18 protein-coding genes are annotated in these 19979 nt (G+C 43.8%); 4 read left to right on the top strand and 14 right to left on the bottom strand.

Annotated features, from left to right (window positions below):
- Window positions 1–154: 154 nt before the first annotated feature.
- From CU633_RS00885 to CU633_RS00825, 13 genes are all read right to left on the bottom strand, one after another.
- Window positions 155–1426 (bottom strand): MFS transporter, encoded by a 1272-nt coding sequence (locus CU633_RS00885; protein ID WP_101657919.1) that lies wholly within the window; start codon window positions 1424–1426, stop codon window positions 155–157.
- Between the two features lie 218 nt (window positions 1427–1644).
- Window positions 1645–1959, bottom strand: a complete 315-nt coding sequence (locus CU633_RS00880; protein WP_101657836.1) for a thioredoxin family protein — start codon at window positions 1957–1959, stop codon at window positions 1645–1647.
- 8 nt (window positions 1960–1967) lie between these two features.
- The gene (locus CU633_RS00875; protein ID WP_101657835.1) at window positions 1968–2324 is read right to left on the bottom strand and encodes a toprim domain-containing protein; all 357 of its coding nucleotides are present in this window, start codon (window positions 2322–2324) and stop codon (window positions 1968–1970) included.
- Between the two features lie 179 nt (window positions 2325–2503).
- Entirely contained in the window at window positions 2504–2887 is a 384-nt protein-coding gene (gene gcvH / locus CU633_RS00870) for a glycine cleavage system protein GcvH (protein WP_101657834.1), read from the bottom strand.
- A 100-nt stretch (window positions 2888–2987) separates the two neighbouring features.
- Entirely contained in the window at window positions 2988–3344 is a 357-nt protein-coding gene (locus CU633_RS00865) for an arsenate reductase family protein (RefSeq protein ID WP_101657833.1), read from the bottom strand.
- Between the two features lie 220 nt (window positions 3345–3564).
- Window positions 3565–5349, bottom strand: coding sequence for an acyl-CoA dehydrogenase family protein (locus CU633_RS00860; RefSeq protein WP_101657832.1), 1785 nt, complete (start codon window positions 5347–5349; stop codon window positions 3565–3567).
- A gap of 62 nt (window positions 5350–5411) precedes the next feature.
- Window positions 5412–6587, bottom strand: coding sequence for an acetyl-CoA C-acetyltransferase (locus CU633_RS00855; protein ID WP_101657831.1), 1176 nt, complete (start codon window positions 6585–6587; stop codon window positions 5412–5414).
- A gap of 61 nt (window positions 6588–6648) precedes the next feature.
- Window positions 6649–9054, bottom strand: a complete 2406-nt coding sequence (locus CU633_RS00850) for a 3-hydroxyacyl-CoA dehydrogenase/enoyl-CoA hydratase family protein (protein WP_180954813.1) — start codon at window positions 9052–9054, stop codon at window positions 6649–6651.
- 264 nt (window positions 9055–9318) lie between these two features.
- The gene (locus CU633_RS00845) at window positions 9319–10236 is read right to left on the bottom strand and encodes a proline dehydrogenase family protein (RefSeq protein ID WP_101657829.1); all 918 of its coding nucleotides are present in this window, start codon (window positions 10234–10236) and stop codon (window positions 9319–9321) included.
- 207 nt (window positions 10237–10443) lie between these two features.
- Window positions 10444–10704, bottom strand: a complete 261-nt coding sequence (locus tag CU633_RS00840; protein ID WP_101657828.1) for a YusU family protein — start codon at window positions 10702–10704, stop codon at window positions 10444–10446.
- 68 nt (window positions 10705–10772) lie between these two features.
- On the bottom strand, window positions 10773–11597 hold the full coding sequence (locus CU633_RS00835) for an ABC transporter ATP-binding protein (RefSeq protein ID WP_101657827.1): 825 nt from the start codon (window positions 11595–11597) through the stop codon (window positions 10773–10775).
- Between the two features lie 54 nt (window positions 11598–11651).
- Complete coding sequence (locus tag CU633_RS00830) at window positions 11652–12704, bottom strand: FecCD family ABC transporter permease (RefSeq protein WP_101657826.1); 1053 nt, start codon at window positions 12702–12704, stop codon at window positions 11652–11654.
- Window positions 12701–13705, bottom strand: coding sequence for a FecCD family ABC transporter permease (locus tag CU633_RS00825; RefSeq protein WP_101657825.1), 1005 nt, complete (start codon window positions 13703–13705; stop codon window positions 12701–12703). Before CU633_RS00825 ends, CU633_RS00830 begins: the two co-directional genes overlap by 4 nt.
- A 177-nt stretch (window positions 13706–13882) precedes the next feature.
- Between CU633_RS00825 and CU633_RS00820 the strand changes: the two genes are divergently transcribed.
- The 4 genes from CU633_RS00820 to CU633_RS00805 all read left to right on the top strand — a co-directional run bounded on the left by CU633_RS00820 (window position 13883) and on the right by CU633_RS00805 (window position 18708).
- Window positions 13883–14875 carry an ABC transporter substrate-binding protein gene (locus CU633_RS00820; protein ID WP_101657918.1) on the top strand — a complete coding sequence of 331 codons (993 nt, stop codon included), beginning with the start codon at window positions 13883–13885 and terminating at the stop codon, window positions 14873–14875.
- A 171-nt stretch (window positions 14876–15046) separates the two neighbouring features.
- On the top strand, window positions 15047–16540 hold the full coding sequence (locus CU633_RS00815; RefSeq protein WP_101657824.1) for a spore germination protein: 1494 nt from the start codon (window positions 15047–15049) through the stop codon (window positions 16538–16540).
- A 15-nt stretch (window positions 16541–16555) separates the two neighbouring features.
- Complete coding sequence (locus tag CU633_RS00810) at window positions 16556–17650, top strand: GerAB/ArcD/ProY family transporter (protein ID WP_101657823.1); 1095 nt, start codon at window positions 16556–16558, stop codon at window positions 17648–17650.
- Window positions 17647–18708, top strand: coding sequence for a Ger(x)C family spore germination protein (locus tag CU633_RS00805; protein WP_101657822.1), 1062 nt, complete (start codon window positions 17647–17649; stop codon window positions 18706–18708). Before CU633_RS00810 ends, CU633_RS00805 begins: the two co-directional genes overlap by 4 nt.
- 86 nt (window positions 18709–18794) lie before the next feature.
- On the opposite strand, the gene CU633_RS00800 is transcribed toward CU633_RS00805, so the two are convergent.
- Window positions 18795–19967 carry an FtsW/RodA/SpoVE family cell cycle protein gene (locus CU633_RS00800; protein WP_101657821.1) on the bottom strand — a complete coding sequence of 391 codons (1173 nt, stop codon included), beginning with the start codon at window positions 19965–19967 and terminating at the stop codon, window positions 18795–18797.
- Window positions 19968–19979 lie beyond the last annotated feature (12 nt).

Here is a 19979-nt window from a genome sequence, read left to right as displayed (position 1 = left end):
CCTCGTTATAATCGATATCTATTCTTTCATTCGACTTTTTTGTTTGATAAACCTGCATGAAAAGTTCGACAACTTCACAAATAAATAAAGACAATGCCGCTGATATTTCGGCATTGCCAAATCATTTCCCGAGGAATATGGCTTTTTTCTGACGCTAGACCGTCTTTACCGAAGCTGCTGTCCTTTCCGGACGGTTTATGCTCCTGAACACGATAAAGAAATAGGTTGAACCAATAAGATACAGTCCGGCCGTAATTGAAAAGACGAAGGCATATCCCCAGTACTCCCCGTATTTCATCACAATGCCGGTTGACACTGGTCCCATGATCGCCCAGCCAAGACTAAAAACCATCTGGTTGACAGAGTTTGCCAGCCCCTTCATCGAATCATCAACATGGGACATCATCAAGGACATTTGAATCGGATTTCCGGCATTCATTAGCGCCTGCCTGAACAAAAATCCGAGCGCCGCAATCCACAGCTGTTCCGTATACGCGGTTAGCAGCAAAAACGGCAGTGACAGCAATTGAAGAAAGACGACTGCCCTTACTTCTCCAAGCCTTCTGACAACATAAGGTCCGATGACCATCGCAACAGCTGTCGCAGCCTGTCCCAGTGAAATGATCAGTCCGATTATTGAATTTGAAGCAGAAAAACGGTCAGCAAAGTATAAGTTCAAATACGGGATGACTAAACCTGCCCCCACACCGATAATCAATTGCGCAACGGCGAATAGAATGATTATTTTTAAGCTTCCCCAGTTTAACTGCACTTTTTTAAAAGCCGCTGTTTTGACAGCATTTTTCTGGTTAAGTAATGCCGGCTTTTCCTGAAACCGCAAGATCGGTATAACTCCGCACAGGTAAATGACACTACCCATTAATAACGTTACCCTGATGCTCGTGAGCGGATCAATAAATAAGGAGAGTAAATCAGTAAAAATGCCGCCAAGCAAGTTCCCCACTACATTGGCAGCTGTCATAATCGCAAAATGCAAGCTGAAAAGATGGACGCGCTGCTCCGGCTTCGAGTTCTCGGCCAGCCACGGAATGCCGGAAACTTGTATAAAGGAAGTCGTCAGTCCGGTGGCAAAGGCAAACAAAATAAGCAGCGTTTGAGGTTCAACAACACTTCTTGATATGAGAACAATTCCGGAAGCAATTGCCCCGAACAGCATGACCTTTTTTCTGCCAAGCTTATCGCTTAAAAGACCCGCAGGTATTAAGATTAACGCTGTAGCTAAAGAAGTCATTGAAATAACGTGTCCGTTCACCTGTTCCGAATAGCCGAGCTCACGAATATAAAAGTTATAGATCACCATGAAAACACCCAGGCCAATTTGGGTGAAAATATTTGCTGTAATTGATAATTTGACATTGCGATTATAACTGCGAAATTGATTTGCCCATTCCAAATATAATGCCATCCCAGCTTCGCCCCTTAAATATTTCGAATCCCTAAATATCATAATCTTTTTTGAATCAATCTGTAAATATTTAAGAGGAAAATATTTCGAAAAATTTGAAAGAACATATAAAGTGGAAAAAACCGTGGAAAAAGCAGATAGACTGCGGAACAAACAAAAGAAGGGCTGGTGCTCTTACTGTTCAGCCATCAAAAAAATAACCAGGAAATGAACCCTGGTCACTCTTTTAGTGAAGCATTTATTTTTTCAACCAAGTACGGCACAGAATGAAAAGCATACAGTTTTTCTTTAATTTTGCCATTTTTGAAAATGACAAGACATGGTACACTTTCAATCGTAAGGATTTCGGCAAACTCCGGGACGAAGTTTAAATTTGCCTGTCCAATCGGCACATCTTGAAACAGCGTTGCTGCCACTCCCAACATTTTTCCGGCAAGCTGGCATGTGCCGCATAAAGGCGTGTAAAAGTAGATCATTGCCGGTTCGTTTCCCCGGAGCTGTTTTTCGATATCTTCGCGCGGCCATTCCTTCATTTGAATAATTATCCTCTTTCCAAGTATTCAGAATGAACATCAATATTGGCGCCGAGAAGAACAGTTGCCAGGTGGTGTTCGGGAGCCGTCGCTACTTCCCGGTACATTCTGTCAATATAGAGATGTGCTGCCTGGGGCATTTCGCGTTTAAATTGTTTGCGAAGCCTTTCCCCTGCCTCATCCGAATCAACCAATATATATACATCCTTCTCAAACAGAAGCTCAATCAATTCATCGAGTCTGGATAAGCTGATTGTGCCATTTGTACAAATAATCTCAACAGGTTCCTTCACAATGTTTTTCACTTTTTTCTTGTCCGATTTTCCCTCAACAATAAGAACCTTCTCAAAACTGTCACTGTTCATTATGATCACCTATAATTGGAGTTGTATCTAATTACGATAATGTATTCAGACGGGATGATGGTGGTGTAGGTACCTGTTATTCATGTAGCCAAGTTTATTTTCACCTATTTTCATAAGGTATGCAAAAAAGACGCACTTCGGATGATAAAAAAACGCCTTGATCACTCAAGGCGAATTTTTTAATCTTCTTTCGTCATTGCTTCGTATTGTTCGGCACTCATTAAGTTGTCAATTTCACTGGAATCTGACGGTTTGACGACAATCATCCATGCCTTTTCATATGGTGACTCATTGACAAATTCAGGATTGTCATTTAAATCCTCGTTCACCGCCACAACTGTTCCGCTGATCGGTGCATACAGCTCGGAAACGGTCTTTACGGACTCAACGCTTCCAAATGGCTCGTCAGCTGTCACTTCATCTCCCACTTCAGGAAGCTCAACAAAAACGATGTCACCCAATTCCGATTGAGCAAAGTCAGTGATTCCAACACGGACGTTCTCGCCTTCCACTTTGACCCATTCATGTTCTTCCGAATAACGCAATTCATTTGGTGTATTCATTCATATCCCTCCATGATCCTGTCATTCAACAATATATTATAGATTTTCTTGCCAGGTAAGTAAAAGCATTTCCTTTCCCGGCAAGAAATACTAACCTAAATTAAAGCCATGCTTTTTCGTAATCTTCTTCTTTAAACCCGACCGTCACCTTTTGTCCGTCTGTCGCAATCGGACGTTTAATCAGCATGCCATCGGTTGCCAATAAATCAAGAAGCTCTTCTTCTGACGACGTTTTCACTTTGTCCTTTAAACCAAGCTCACGATATTTTTGCCCGCTCGTGTTAAAAAACCTCTTAATATCAAGTCCGCTTTTTCGATACAGCTTTTCGATCCCGGCGCGGGAAGGAGAGTTTTCTACAATATGTACTTCTTCATAAGCTATCCCGTGCTCATCAAGCCATTTCTTCGCTTTTCGGCACGTACCGCACTTAGGATACCAATAAAACGTTAATGCCATGCTTCCACCACCCAATGTAATCTTGTCCATTTTCTCTTTTGACATGCTTCCTGTGATTCATATGAATAGTACCATAATTTAAGATAAAATCCCAACGGATGCGTTCACATAATGATTCGACACCCTTCTCCGCCTTCCTTCCCGTCTTGCGTGCATCAATCTAAAAAAACAAAAAAACCGGCCGGAACAGTGTTTCTTTCCGGCCGAGTCTGGCACACTTTTAAACGACAAACCTTTCAGCAGCGATTAATTTTTCAGATGCTTCACGTTTTTTGCCGATTACATTAATCGGTGTATGGCGTGTGAATTTGCGAAGAGCAGATACAAGCATCCGCAGCGTATCGCCTTGCTCAACAGCGACCAGTGTTTCTTTTGCATGGCTTTCAATTTCGTTGAAAGCTTCCTGGCAGAAAATTTGTGTGTAGAGCAGCTTTTGGTTGCTTTTTTCAAGACCATCTTTTTCAATTGCTTTTTCTGTACGAAGAACAACCGATTCCATTGCATAGGCATTGGAGATGATATCGGCAATATTTACAAGGATCTCCTGCTCCTTATCAAGCGCCTTGCCAAATTTTTGTGCAGCGAGGCCGGCAGCGAGCAAGCCGATTTTCTTTGCATTTTTCACTAAATATTTTTCCTGTGCCAATGGCTCATCTCCCGGTTCTTCCGGCATGAGCATCATCAGCTCTTCCTGCAGGGCCTGCGCTTTTTGCAGCAATGGAAGCTCTCCTTTTAATGCTTTGCGGAGAAGAGTGCCCGGCACAAGCAGTCGGTTAATTTCATTCGTTCCTTCAAAGATACGGTTGATGCGGGAGTCACGGTAAATTCTTTCAATTTCATACTCGGCCATAAAACCATATCCGCCATGAATCTGCACACCTTCATCAGCAATATAATCCAATACTTCACTCGCAAAAAATTTATTTAATGAACATTCGATTGCGTATTCGGCAATCGCTTTTGCGTTTTCTTTTCCATCTTTAGCTTCTTCGTCTGTCAGCCGGCTCATCCTGTCTTCAAATAGACCGACCGTGCGGTAAACAGAGCTTTCTGCAGCGTAAAGCTTTGAGGCCATTGTGGCGATTTTTTCTTTCGTAAGATTGAACTGGGAAATCGGCGTTTTAAATTGCTGGCGCTGGTTGGCATACTGAACGGTCACTTCAAACGCACGCTTGGATGCCCCGACTGCACCTACCCCCAATTTATAGCGGCCAATGTTCAAAATATTGAAGGCAATCACATGACCCTTGCCGAACTCACCAAGCAGATTTTCTTTTGGAACAAGCGCATCCTCCAGGATCAATGTACGGGTTGACGAGCTTTTGATGCCCATTTTCTTTTCTTCTGCTCCTGTAGACACACCCGGATATTCCCTTTCAACAATAAATGCTGAAAAATGCTCGCCATCGATCTTTGCATAGACGACAAATACATCGGCAAAGCCGGCGTTCGTGATCCATTGCTTTTCACCGTTTAGGACATAATGCGTTCCTTCCGCATTCAGTTTCGCGGTTGTTTTTGCTCCAAGCGCATCCGATCCGGAACCAGGCTCTGTCAATGCATAGGCAGCAATCTTTTCACCTGTCGCTAAAAGCGGTAAATACTTTTGTTTCTGCTCTTCATTTCCGAACAAAGCAATCGGCAGTGATCCGATTCCGACATGAGCACCATGCGAAATCGAAAACCCGCCGGCACGGGCCATTTTTTCAGCAATTAAAGCTGAGCTTATCTTGTCTAAGGCGAGACCGCCATATTCTTCCGGAACATCTGCACCGAGTAAGCCCAGTTCACCTGCTTGTTTTAAAAGCTTAACCGAACGGTCAAATTCATGATTTTCCAAATGCTCCAAGTGAGGAATGACTTCATTCACAACAAAATCTTCAGTCGTTTTAGCAATCATTTTCTGCTCATCGGAGTAGTCCTCTGGCGTAAAAATAAGATTGAGTGATACATCTTCGATTAAAAAACTGCCGCCTTTAACGATGCTATCTGTCTGATTTGCCATTTTTATATTCCTCCAGTCTTTTTGCAGAAGAGGCTTATGTTCAAGTCTCTCCCTCAACTTTTTTATAAAAGCTCAAACACGCCTGCAGCACCCATTCCGCCGCCGATACACATCGTGACAACACCAAATTGTTCGTTGCGGCGCTTCAATTCATGAATGAGCGTCAAAGTCAGCTTTGCTCCGGTACAGCCAAGTGGATGGCCGAGCGCAATCGCTCCGCCGTTGACGTTTACTTTTTCTTCATCAAGTCCAAGCTCACGGATTATTTGCAGAGACTGTGACGCGAATGCTTCATTTAATTCAAACAAGCTGATGTCGGAAAGCTCAAGGCCTGCGAGCTTCAATGCTTTTGGAATCGCCACAACCGGGCCAATCCCCATGATTTCAGGCGGAACTCCACCCACAGCAAAGGAACGGAACTTGGCAAGCGGCTTTAAGCCGAGCGAATCCGCTTTTTCCCTGTCCATCACCATGACAGCTGCCGCGCCATCACTCGTTTGCGAAGCGTTGCCGGCCGTTACCGAACCAGTGACAGAGAATGCCGGGCGCAGTTTTGCGAGCGTTTCCATATTTGTGTCCGGGCGAACACCCTCATCCTGCGTAAATTGAATCGTTTTCTCGGTCAGCTTATGATCTCGGCCGACTGAGCGAATCGTAGCATCAACAGGAACTATTTCGTCTGCAAATTTACCTTCTTGAATTGCTTTGGCAGCCTTTTGATGGCTGCGAACCGCGAAGGCATCCTGATCTTCCCGGGAAATGCCGTATTTCTTTGCGACTTCTTCCGCGGTATGCCCCATCCCCATATAGTACTCGGGAGCTGTTTCTGCAAGCTTTGCATTTGGCCGGACAACATGCCCCATCATCGGGACCAGACTCATCGACTCTGCCCCGCCGGCAAGCACCGTGTCGGAAGCACCAACCATAATTCTTTCTGCTGCATAGGCAATCGACTGGAGTCCTGATGAACAATACCTGTTAATCGTGATCGCCGGTACGGTATGGGAAAGGCCTGCCAATGCACCGATATTGCGGGCCATGTTCAGGCCCTGTTCCGCTTCCGGCATGGCACATCCAATAATTAAATCATCTATATTGCCCTCATAGTTTCCTGCCCGCTTCAACGTTTCTTTGACAACGAGCGCGCCAAGATCGTCAGGCCGGACATTCGCGAGCGTGCCTTTTTTCGCTTTTCCTACAGGAGTGCGGGCACCTGCAACGATTACCGCTTCTCTCATCTTGTTCCCTCTCTTTCCTCAGCAATGTCGAGAAAATCTAAAACTATCAATCTTGTTCTGGTTAGTTGCGCAACGGCTTCCCTTTAACAAGCATATGCTGCATTCTTTGCTGCGATTTCGGCTCAGCAATTAAGCTCAAGAATGCTTCCCGTTCAAGGTCCAGCAAATATTGCTCATCCACTTCTGTCCTGTAAGGCACCTTCCCGCCGGCAAGAACATAAGCAAGCTTTTTCGCAATCTTTAAATCATGCTCGGAAATGTATCCGGAATACATCATCGTTTGGGCGCCAAGAAGGAGCGTCGCATAGCCGGGTTCACCGACGACCGGAATTTTCTTGCGAATTGGTGGTTTATACCCCTGTTCATAAAGGGCAAGCGCTGCCTGCTTTGCATCATGGAGAAGATGATCTCCATTCACGCTGATGCCATCCGCGGCATTCAAGAAATTATAATCGCGCGCCTCTTCCCCGGACGTGGACACTTTTGCCATCGCAACCGTTTCAAACACTTTATTGGCGACTTTTTGCAGGTCAAATTCAACACCGTTCGGCAGGCTGTTCAGGTGTTTAATATACAATTCCTTATTTCCGCCGCCGCCCGGAATTAAGCCGACACCAACCTCCACAAGTCCCATATATGTTTCCATCGAGGCCTGGATATGTGCGGCAGGAAGACACACTTCTGTACCGCCGCCAAGCGTCATGCCAAATGGCGCAGCGACGACCGGCTTTGTGCTGTATTTGATTTTCATCATCGCCTGCTGGAATTGGCGGACCGTCATATCGAGTTCATAAATATTATCATCCTGTGCTTCCATTAACATCATCGCCAGGTTGGCCCCGACACAAAAGTTTTTCCCCTGGTTGCCGATCACAAGACCTTTATAACTTCTTTCAACTTCGTCAACGGCAAAATTAATCATTTGGATAATATCGAGCCCAATCGCATTATTTGGTGAGTGGAACTCAAGCAATGCAACACCGTCTCCCAGATCAATCAAGCTTGCCCCGCTATTCTTTTTGATCACGCCTTTTTGATTTTTTAGCTGTTTCAGGTTGATCACCTTCGGGTTTTCTTCGATCAGGTGATATTCACCATTGTGGAAAAAGCTGATCTTTCCGCCTTCTTCTTTGTAAAATGAAGTATGTCCCGCTCCGGGCATTTCTTTTACCCAGACAGGAACATCGAGGCCAGAAGCTTCCATTTTTTCAACAGATTTCTCCAAACCAATGGCATCCCATATTTCAAATGGGCCAAGTTCCCAGCCAAACCCCCACTTCATCGCTCTGTCGATTGCGACAATATCATCGGCGATCGTCCCCAGCAATTCAGCGGAATAGACGAGCACCGGGCTGATAATATTCCATAGTAATTGGCCGGCGCGGTCATCAGCATATATGAGCGCTTTCATTTTATTGCTGAGCCCTTTTTCCTGCTTGCTCATTTCGGTTGACGCTGTTTTAAGCTTCTTTCGTTCCCGATACTCCAATGTGTTCGGATCAAGTTCGAGTATTTCTTTGCCTTTTTTCAAAAAGAAGCCCTGACCTGATTTGCTGCCGAGCCAGCCCCTGTTCAGCATTTCTTTCATAAAGGCAGGCACTTCAAAAGCTTCTTTTTCCTTGCCTTCTACCTGCTCATATACGTTACCCGCAACATGGGCAAATGTATCAAGGCCGACCACATCAAGGGTACGGAAGGTCGCGCTCTTTGGACGGCCTATGAGCGGCCCTGTAATAGAATCAACCTCGCCGACACTGTACCCGCCTTTTAACATTTCTTGAACCGTAACGAGTAACCCGTAAGTTCCAATCCGGTTTGCGATAAAGTTCGGAGTGTCTTTTGCCTCCACAACTCCTTTACCCAAAACGTCTTCACCGAATTGCTTCATAAATGAAAGGACTTCAGAATCTGTATGTTTAGTCGGAATTACTTCTAAAAGCTTTAAATAACGAGGCGGATTAAAAAAGTGCGTGCCAAGGAAATGCTTTTGAAAATCCTCTGAGCGCCCTTCCGCCATCGCTTCTACAGAAATTCCCGAGGTATTGGAGCTGACAATGCTTCCCGGTTTACGGAATTGATCTACTTTTTCAAACACTTGTTTTTTTACATTTAGATTTTCGACAACGACTTCAATAATCCAGTCAACTTCACTCAATCTTGGCATATCATCTTCAAAGTTACCTGCTTCAATTAAAGCAAGATTCTTTTTTGAGGTAAGCGGGGCTGGCTTTTGCTTGAGCAATTTTTGCAGGGCATCTGCGCTGATTCGGTTGCGCACCTGCTTATCTTCGAGCGACAAGCCTTTCGCTTTTTCAGCCCCGGTTAACTCGCGAGGCACAATATCCAACAGCAATGTTGGGATTCCAATGTTGGCAAGGTGCGCAGCAATTCCGGAACCCATCACGCCTGACCCAAGAACTGCAGCTTTTTTAATACGTTGGACCAATTCTGTTTCCCCCTTTGACATTTTTTGAATGAATACTCATTCATTTTTCTGCCAAAAAAAATTTGCTTTTCGAATGAGTCGTGCTACATATAACTATAAAATATTTACAAAATTTCCGCAATAATAAACAGCGGAAAAATAAAAATTTTTTGAAAAATGTTTTTTAGAGTGATCCGGTTAGTCCTTTTCTTAAAAATAAACCACAATTCCCGGAGGCGGTTTTTACTAAAAAAAGCTAATCTGGAAAACTGCTTTATGTTAAGCAGAATTTAGATTAGCTCCCCTTTATTTTTTAAAGACTCCCTTTAACACAAACGCCACATTGGCCGGCCGTTCGGCGAGGCGGCGCATAAAATAGCCGTACCAATCGGTGCCGTACGGGACGTACACTCTCATCTTATAGCCTTCCTTCACCAGCTCAAGCTGCCGCTCAGGGCGGATTCCATACAGCATCTGAAATTCAAACTGGCTGTTTGGGATATTATGTTCTTTAACAAACTGTTTCGTAAATTCAATGATGGCTTCATCATGGGTGGCGATAGCCGTATAATTGCCGTTTAAAAGATGGATCCCGATAATTTTTTTAAAGTTCTCGTCTACGTCTTGTTTGTCGGGAAAAGCAACCTCCGGAGGCTCTTTGTAGGCTCCTTTTACGAGACGTAGATTCGGTGAATAATCATTTAAGTCGTGCATATCGCCTTCAGTGCGATATAAATATGCCTGAATCACGGTACCGACATGATCATACTCAGCCTTTAATCTTTTAAAAATATCGATCGTTTTTTGACAACGTGAGAAGTCTTCCATATCGATCGTAACAAACACATTGTTTTCCTTTGCAGCATCAAGAATCCGCCGCATATTGCGCATGACAATTTCATCTGAAATATCCAATCCCATTGAGGTCATTTTCAAGGAAAGCTGTGCATCGAGCTTTTCGTGGCCAATCGCTTTAATCGCTTCAATTGAGTGATCTGCCATTTCGTTTGCTTCCCTTTCATTGTCGACAAATTCACCTAAATAATCAATTGTCACAACGAGGCCTTTTTCATTAAGGTCTTTGATCACTTTTACAGCCTGTTCAATTGATTCTCCGGCGACAAAACGGGAAGCTCCAAAGCGCAATCCGTATTTTTTCGCCATGTTTGTTAAAGTTTTATTTTTAGATAAAAAGAGAAAAAAGTTTCTTAATACTTGCTCCACCCTCATTATCCCCTCTCGCAACCATTAAAAGAACACCTGAATGGCATGATCAATTTTATCATTTTTTCTAATTTTTGAATATCGGTTTGCAAGAAAATAATCGAGTTTTGTCGGACAACTTTGAACAGACCACATATACAAGTGATACTTGATTATCCATGTTCCAAAAAAAGAAAAGCCATCCCGAGTCAATTGGGTTATGGCTGTTTATTTTTGATCACGGCTTCCATGCTGGCGATGCGCTTCATTTAATTTTTTTATTTCGCTTATGATCGTTTTTACCTCTTCCTTTGCCTCAGGGTACAGCTCATTCCAATGCTTGGCGAGCGGAGGCATCGATTTGGCAATATAGCTGTACAGAGCCCAGACTTTCACTTTTTCTTTCAAATCCTCATTGCTTTCACCAATCAAAAGCTCCGTGTATTTGTCCAGCAAGGCCTCAAACTGGCTTAAGAATTTCTCATCCATGCTGTCCCTCCTTTGTCAGCCTCCCGCATTTTAGCTGACAGGTTTTATTCATTTCTGTCACCGTTGGCTTAAACTCCACTTAAGACGCCTGGCCTCTCGATAATGCATCTTCCCTTGCCATAGGGAATGCATAATGGCGTGCCGAAAAGCGGGTCCATCGTCACTTCACAATCCATTCCAAACACATTTTTGACGAGGCTGCAGTTGATCACAATTTCCGGCTTCCCTTGTGCAAATATTTTACGATCTTTAATCGCGACAATATTATGTGCATAACGGCATGCTAAATTCAGATCATGAAGAACCATTACAATCGTTCGCTGTTCTTTTTCATTTAATTCAAAAAGCAGATCCAGTATTTCGATTTGATGAGTCATGTCAAGGTAAGTAGTCGGCTCATCGAGGAGGATGATATCCGTGTCCTGGGCAAGGGTCATTGCTATCCATGCCCGCTGCCGCTGTCCGCCCGATAAGGAGTCGACGGAACGGTCTTTCAGATGCGCGAGCCCGGTTGCTTCCAAAGCTCCGATTACTTTTTTCTCATCAAGTTCGGTCCACTGCTTCAGCCATGTTTGATGCGGATAGCGCCCTTGTTTCACAAGCTGCAGAACGGTCAGCCCTTCCGGTGCAATTGGAGATTGGGGAAGAATCGCCATTTTTTTTGCGACATCCTTGGTCGATTGTTTGGCAATCGCCTCTCCTTCCAGTAAAATCGTCCCTGCCTGCGGCTTGAGCAGCCGCGCAACGGAACGAAGCAACGTCGATTTTCCACAGCCGTTCCCGCCAATAAACACAGTAATTTCACCTTTCGGAATTACCAGGTCCAGATCCTCAATGATGATCGTGTCCCCATATGAAAGCGTAAGATTTCTCGTTTCAATTGCCTGCCCCATTGTGCCAGCTCCTTTTTTTGCAAATATCTTTTTCAAAAAAGTTCTTTAGTCAGCCTAAGAATTGCGGGTTTTGTACAACAAATAAATAAAGTATGGCGCGCCGATTCCTGCTGTAAAGACCCCTGCCGGCACCTCGAGCGGTGAAAATAATGTTCTTCCGGCCAGATCAGCCAGCATGACGAGAATGCCGCCAATCAAAGCAGCTGCAGGGATCAGCGCTCCGAAAGAAGCACCGACCAGCCTTCTTGCCATATGCGGAGCCATTAAACCGACAAAACCGATTGCTCCTGCGAAAGCGACCGAGCCGCCAACCAGGCCCGTGCTCAGCATCAATAACGTAAAGCGCTGCTTTTGCACACGGCCTCCAAGCCCTGTCGCTACTTCATCGCCAAGCTCTTGAATATTGACATGCCTTGCATAAATGAATGCTATTACAATCAATATGCCACACCATGGTACTAAAACACCTGCGTTTTCCCATGTTGAGCCGTATACCGTCCCGGTAATCCAGATGTTTGCCTGGCTTGTTTGGTAAATAGGCCCCAAAACCATCATCAATGTTGTTAAAGCCTTGGTTAACGTCATTAACCCAATTCCGACAAGAACGAGTCTTATCGGAGAGACGCCATTTTTCCAGGCCAAAAAATAAACAAGGAATGCGACGATTGCTGCGCCTATAAAAGCAGCAGCAGGCAACCATTTAACACTTACAGTCAATACATGATTTTCATCACTAAATACGGCCAAAAAACCGACTACCGCAACTGCGGCTCCACCGGAAATCCCCATGATATCCGGAGAAGCAAGTGGATTTCGGATCATTCCCTGCAAAATCGCCCCTGCTACTGCCAGGCCCATCCCTGCCATGAAAGCGGTGATAATTCTCGGCAACCGGAATGAGTGGATGACAAGCCGGTCCATTTCTGAACCTCCGCCGAAAAACACTTGCAATACCTTTAAAGGGTTGATCTTCATTTCTCCCAATCCGGTGCTGGCAATAAAAACTGACGCAGCCGCAAGCAACAATGCAAAGACAATAAATAATGCCTTTTTATCGATTAAGAAAGAAATTTTCTCTTTAATTCGAAGGAATTTGTATTGCCTCATCGCCCATTGAACCCCTTCCTGGCAATATAAATGAAAAATGGGGTTCCAATAATGGCAGTCATGACCCCGACTGGGACTTCCTGCGGCATCAAAATGTATCTGGATGCAATGTCAGCCGCAACAAGTAATACTCCGCCCAGAATGCCGGAAAACGGGATCAACCAGCGATGATCAATTCCAACGAGCGAACGGGTTAGGTGCGGAACAACAATTCCAATAAATCCGATTGGGCCTGCAACGGCAACTGATCCTCCGGCAAGCAGGATAACAATAACCCCAATGCTTATTTTTATGAAAGCCGTATTTAAGCCCAAGCCTTTTGCCACATCCTCACCCATGGATAGCACATTCATTTTGGATGCAACAACAAGAGAAACAATCCAACCTGCCGCCAAATAAGGAAGAACAGCCGTTAAGTTTTCAAGCTTTCGCCCGGATACTGAACCCGCCAGCCAAAATAACACTTGCTCTAACGCTGCTTCATTTAAAACGAGGAGCCCCTGCGTAAAAGAAGCGAACATCGCCGTCATGGCTGCTCCGGCAAGTGTCAGCTTCATCGGAGTCAACCCTTCCCTTCCTATTGATCCAACAGCATAAACACTTACCGCAGCTATAGCCGCTCCTGCAAAAGAAACCCACGTGAATAATTGAAGATTCCCGATACTGAAGATTGTTACGGCTATTACGACAAGGGCTCCGGCTCCCGCATTTACCCCAAAAATATCCGGTGAGGCGAGCGGATTTTTCGTTAATGTCTGCATCAAGACACCTGAAATCGCCAAACTCGCTCCAACAGCAGCCGCAATAAATGCACGCGGAACCCTTACCGATTGAATGATGATATGTTCATTTGAACCATTAAAATTTGCAAACGCATCAATGGCCATCTGCCAGGATGTATCCGTATACCCGTATACAATACTTGCGCACATCAACAAAAGCAAAATGATAATCGCTACAACCAAGCCAGTCCATTTTTGCCAGTTATTTTTGAACAACATCGCTTAATACCTTTCCAACTACTAAATATATTTTCAGTCTATTGCAACAGTATCATCGTGTCAATGACTTTGATAATCATTTTCATTTAGTTATTGACATAGTAACAGGATCATTTTATGATTAATGCATAAATGAAAATGATTATCATTAACAACATTTTTAGGAGGCTACATATGATGCAGGGCTTTAAACATTTATTTGCAATGGTTTCTTTAGTTGCCCTCTTCCTGCTTGCCGCTTGCGGGAACGCAGCTGAAGAAAAACCTGCTGCAACAAAAGAAGCTGGCAGCAAAGCGGAAGATACAAGCTATACGGTTGAACACGCAATGGGAAGCACTACTATAGAAAAAACACCCAAGAGAGTCGTCATTCTTACAAACGAAGGTACCGAAGCATTATTGGCTTTAGGAGTAAAACCAGTTGGTGCTGTCCAATCATGGCTTGGAGACCCATGGTACGATCATATTAAAAAGGATATGGATGGCGCAGAAGTTGTCGGTGTTGAACACGAGGTCAATTTGGAGAAAGTCGCCGCGCTGAAACCTGATTTAATTATTGGTAACAAGCTGCGCCAGGAAGCTGTATACAGCCAACTGAATGCGATTGCTCCTACCATCTTTTCAGAGACGCTAAGAGGAGATTGGAAAGAGAACTTTAAATTATATGCAAAAGCTTTAAATCAAGAAGAAAAAGGAAACAAAGTATTAAACGAGTTTGATAAACATGTAGAAGAGTTAAAACAAAAACTGGGTGATAAAGTAAACCAGGAAGTTTCCGTCGTCCGGTTTATGGCCGGAAAGTCCCGTATTTATTACACAGATTCTTTTTCCGGGGTTATTTTCGATCAATTGGGGTTTAAACGCGCTTCACAGCAGCAAGAACTTTTCACTCCGGATAATAAGCTTGGCAACCTTGCGATTGAAGTTGGAAAAGAGGTCATTCCAAAAATGGACGGAGACATCCTTTTCTACTTCACATATGCTCCAAAAGGTGATCAAGCCGCTCTGGATACAGCGAAAGAATGGACAAATGATCCCCTTTGGAAAAACTTAAACGCAGTGAAAAGCGGAAACGCCCATGAGGTTAGTGACGCAATCTGGAACACAGCCGGCGGTGTCATTGCAGCCAATCTAATGCTCGATGATCTTGAAAACTATTTGCTGAAATAACGTCCCCCCTGTCAGCAGCTAAAAATAAATCAGCCAAACTCTTTGTGCAATATTACTTAAAAATATCTTAATAAAAAAGAATCCGCAAGAATTGCGGATTCTTTTTTATTTCTCATAAAGCCGGCAGATAAGGAAATAATAGCTTTATGGCAAAACTGGCGGTGGGAATATATGAAACAATGGTTGAAAAAAAAGCAAATACAAAAAGATGCCGAGAGCAAAGACTGGGAAAAAGACCTTAGTAAATCAAAGGATTATAAGAAAACCTCTTATATTAACCGAAAAACGAATATGCGTTTTTCTTTTACATTCATCGCAACGCTTGTTGATGAAAAAATTTTGCGGGAAAATGCACTTCCCTTTTTGCTGGATCAGCCGTTTACTGCTATCGATGATGTGAAAAAAATTATCCCGGTAGCAGAAGTGGAAATCTCTGAAGACCCGTCAGACATCGAGAAAAAGCTCTTTAGCGGATATGTCATGTTAACCGTTGAAAAAGAGCCGAAACGGTTTGCCTTTATTTTGGCACAAAAAAACGTTACCAGAACGGTTACACCGCCAGAGGTCGAGTTCAGCGTGATCGGTCCGAAAGAATCATTCGTTGAAGCCATTGACCAGAATTTGAACATGGTCAGGAAACGGATTCCCATTAAGGAATTGGTGGTCGACGAAATCATTGTCGGTGATTTATCGAAATCAAAGGTTTGCGTTCTGTATATTGACGGAATTGCCAATCCTGAGAATGTGAATACCGTCAAGGAACGAATAAAGAACATTGATTTTGATGAAATTTTAGACAGCGCCTACATTGCCCAATTAATCACTGATAATCAAAACTCTCCCTTTCCACAGCTATTGGACACTGAAAGGCCTGACCGGGTTGCGGCTGTGCTCGCAGAGGGGAAAGTGGCGGTGCTTGTCAACGGTTCACCGCATGCCATTATCGGCCCTACTACATTAGTTGAATTTTTCAGTTCCTTTGAGGATTATTTGTTAAATTGGTATTTGGCCTCATTTTTCCGGCTTATCCGCCTGTTTTCGGTTGCTTTCTCGGTTTTGGTTACACCTGTCTATGTGGCTGTCCTTTCCTATCATTACGAACTGATTCCGAAAGATCTTCTGACCACATTGGTTACGTCTCGCAGGGTAGTTCCGCTCCCGCCTATATTGGAAGCATTGTTTCTTGAACTAACGATTGAATTGCTGAGGGAAGCCGGGGCCCGCCTGCCGACAAAAGTGGGCCAGACTATTGGTATCGTCGGCGGAATTGTGATCGGAACCGCTTCCGTTGAGGCCGGCCTGACAAGTAATGTCCTGTTGATTATTGTAGCACTTGCCGCGCTGGCTTCATTTACAACTCCAATCTATCGGATAGGCAATACCATTCGTTTACTGAGATTTCCGTTTTTACTTTTCGCCGAGCTTTGGGGCTTGATTGGAATCGTCTTCTGCTTCTGCTTATTAATCACTCATTTGTTAAGGCTCACTTCATTGGAAAGGCCATTTTTAGCACCTCTTTATCCACCGAGAGCCATCGATTTCAGGGATGCTTTAATCCGGCTTCCTTTTGAGAAACAAGCGCTGCGGCCGCTATTTTTACGGCCGGAAGACCCGGTCCGTTTCAACGCTAACAAGGGCAATAAAAAGAAAGACATAGATGAATAGTTGTCGAGGTGAAATATGGTCCAGAATGAGTTGATTCCTGAACGGTTGAAAATTTCCCCTTTTCTCGTCTTTTATATCGTTTTATCGATGCAAATCGGCATCGGGGTCCTTGGCTACCAGCGGATCATTGCCAAGGGAGCAGGCTATGAAGCATGGATTTCCGTCCTTATTTCCGGACTATCCCTCCATATCATTATGTGGTTGATTTATAAAATCTGCAGCAGCGTTGAGGGGGATCTCGTAACCGCCAATATTTTTGTATTTGGAAAAAAGCTGGGGAAAGCAATCAGCACGCTATTCATTGCATATTTCACGTTACTTGCCGTTATTGTCCTTCGCACCTTTATCGAGGTCATTCAAGTATGGATGTTTCCGGAAATGAGTATTTTTTGGTATTCACTCGCCTATTTACTGCTCGTCATTTACATTATATACGGTGGATTTAGGACTGTTGTCGGGATAGCCTTTTTTGGAACAGTCCTTCCAGCTTATTTGCTCCTTACGTTTGGATTTGCCTTAAAATACGCGAAATTTGCGAACATGCTTCCGTTGTTTGACCACTCGGCAGTCGAATTTTTAATCAGCGCTTATAAAATGTCGCTAACCTATATCGGCTTTGAGGCAATTTTATTTATATATCCATTTATCAAGAATCCCGATAAGTCAAAAAAATGGGCTCATCTGGCGATCTTAACAACAACTATTTTTTATACATTGTTAACCCTTATTTCCTTCGCGTATTTTTCGGAGCAACAGCTGCAAAAAACGATTTGGGCTACCCTTACCATCTGGAAAATCGTCCAAATGCCCTTTGTCGAACGCTTTGAATACATTGGTATTGCCAATTGGAGTCTTGTGATTCTCCCGAATATATGCATCGCAGTTTGGTGTGCAAGCAGATTAATCAAGAGAATTTTTTCTGTTCAGCAAAAAAAGAGCGTTTTTTTGATTGCGATCATTTGTATCACAGTAACCATTTTAATCGAGACCCGTAGTCAGGTTGATTTCCTCAACACTTTGACATCGAAAATCGGTTTTGCTTTTATTTATGTTTATATCCCGATCCTTTACCTTTCAATTCTGGTTGCAAAGAAGGTGAAAAAAGGATGAGGACGTATCTTACGGCGATGCTTGTCACCGTATTGCTGACCGGCTGTTTGCAAAAGGAAATTGTCGATGATGTGAATATTGAAGCCGGGGTATCTTACGATTCACATGATGGCCGTCTTAAAGGCACATTCGTCGTCCCCCAATATGAACCGGATAAGAAGATTAAAAACCTTACCTTTACAGCTACTTCGACTTTGCGCCAGGAGATCATTTCCGAAGTTCAAAGAATGTCGGCAGATCCGCTCGTAACCGGCAGCCTCGAAGTTGCCATGTTTGGAGAAGATCTTTCCAGGAGAGGAATTGCTAACTTAATCGATGCTTTTCAACGGGATCCAAGCATCGCAGAACGCCTTTATTTAGCGGTAACTGAAGGAGAGGGCAGCAAAATAATCGGTGGTAACTTCGGAACGAGGGGCACCGCTGTTTATTTCGCGGATATGCTGGAGCATAATATGGAAAATAGGAATGTACCAAATGTAAACCTTCATGTTTTTTCTGCGATGTATTTCCAAAAAGGCCAGGATCCATTCCTGCCGATTATTAAAGATATCGGCGGCGGGAAAGCAATCATTAACGGATTGGCCCTGTTCAAGGGAGACAAAGTTGTTGATAAAATCCCGGCTGACAAAATGTTTTATTTTAAATTAATGGTAGATAAACATACAAGGGGCGGATTAAAGGTTCACATGACTAAGAAAGAGGAAGCGTATGTCCGCAGTATCAAGTCTAAATTCAAGCTGAAAATCAATAAGCGGGAACCATATGAACTCGACCTCGACATTAAAGTAGAAGGAATTATCAAAGAATATTCCGGTGGTAAGTTAAGCCCCGCAAAAGTAAAGAAGATAGAAGATACAATGGTTAAAAATATAAAAGAACAATGTTCTGGCATGATCAGCCGGTTTCAGGATAAAAACATTGACCCGATCGGCTTTGGCATGTACGTGAGCAGCAGAACCCGGCATTTCGACTACAACAGGTGGCCGGATGAGTACAAGCACTTAACCGTTAACATCAATCCTGATGTGACGCTCACTGAGTCAGGTGTGCTTGAATAACAGGGCATTTAAAAGAGCGAAGAGAAATCCCCTCCGCTCTGTTTATGTTGGCCTTTCCGCGTAAAATCAATCTTTTGGCATCGCTCTTATGCATCCTTTGAGAACATATACTTTTTGTAATGATACCGTATCGAGAAAATGAGGCTGATCGCCAGCATGTTTCCCATTAACGAGCTTCCGCCGTAGCTGATAAACGGCAGCGGAATTCCCGTGATAGGAAGCAAGCCGATCGTCATCCCGATATTTTGAAAGACATGAAAGGTAATCATGCTAATGACCCCTACACAAACAAATGTATAGAAATCATTCTTCGTTTCCATGCCTACTTTTGTGATTTGGTAGATAAGCAAAAAGAACAAACTGACAAGCACACTGGCTCCGACAAAGCCAAATTCCTCACCGACAATACTGAAAATAAAATCGGTATGGCTTTCAGGCAAATAGACCTCACGGTTCCCGTAGCCCTTTCCCCCTGTTTGTCCCGACCCGATCGCGAGCAGTGACCGGGTCAGTTGAAACCCTGTCGTGCTTTGATAGTTGTAAGGATCAATCCAGGAATAAATTCTTCCGAACTGGTATTCTTGCACACCAAGATATTTTTCAAGAATTTCCGGCTTCCAAAGGACGAAGTACATAATAATCGAGATAATCGACAGCCCCGCGCCGAAAACAGACAATAACAGCTTCCAGCTGACGCCGGAAATAAAGATCATTCCGACCATAATTGCAATAAAAACAAGCGAAGTCCCAAGGTCGGGCTGCTGCATAACAAGAAGGAGCGGAAACAGCGTAATCAAGCCGATTTTAACCAGTAACCATAAATCGGTTTGTATGGTTTTAATCAGGTATTTCTGATGGTGTTCAACAATCACCCTTGCAATCGCAAGAATGATAAATACCTTTACAAACTCGGAAGGCTGAAGCGACCCCATTCCAGGTACCTTGAACCAGCTTTTAGCACCATTGATTCGAGGAGCAATACTCTCTGGAGCCACAACTAAAAAGCCGAGCAACAGGATGCCAAATCCGTAGGCATACCAGGCTAATTTTTTCAGCTGATCGGAGTCAAGATTAATGACGGCAGCGATAATTCCGCACCCGACCGCATAAAAGACAATCTGCCTTATTAAAAAATTCTCACCATACTGCCCCGTTGTTTGCGCACTATAAATGGCGGCACAGCTGGCCAGAAATAACAAAAATAATATTAAAACCAGGCCGAAATCCAGTCTGGAATTCGATTTTTGATTTGAAGTCATAGCCATTCTCCC

Origin of the sequence: Bacillus sp. V3-13 (assembly GCF_002860165.1) — a bacterium.
Taxonomy (GTDB): domain Bacteria; phylum Bacillota; class Bacilli; order Bacillales; family Cytobacillaceae; genus Bacillus_BJ.
Note: the sequence above shows the minus strand (reverse complement) of the source record. Positions and strands in the feature narration are given on the sequence as shown.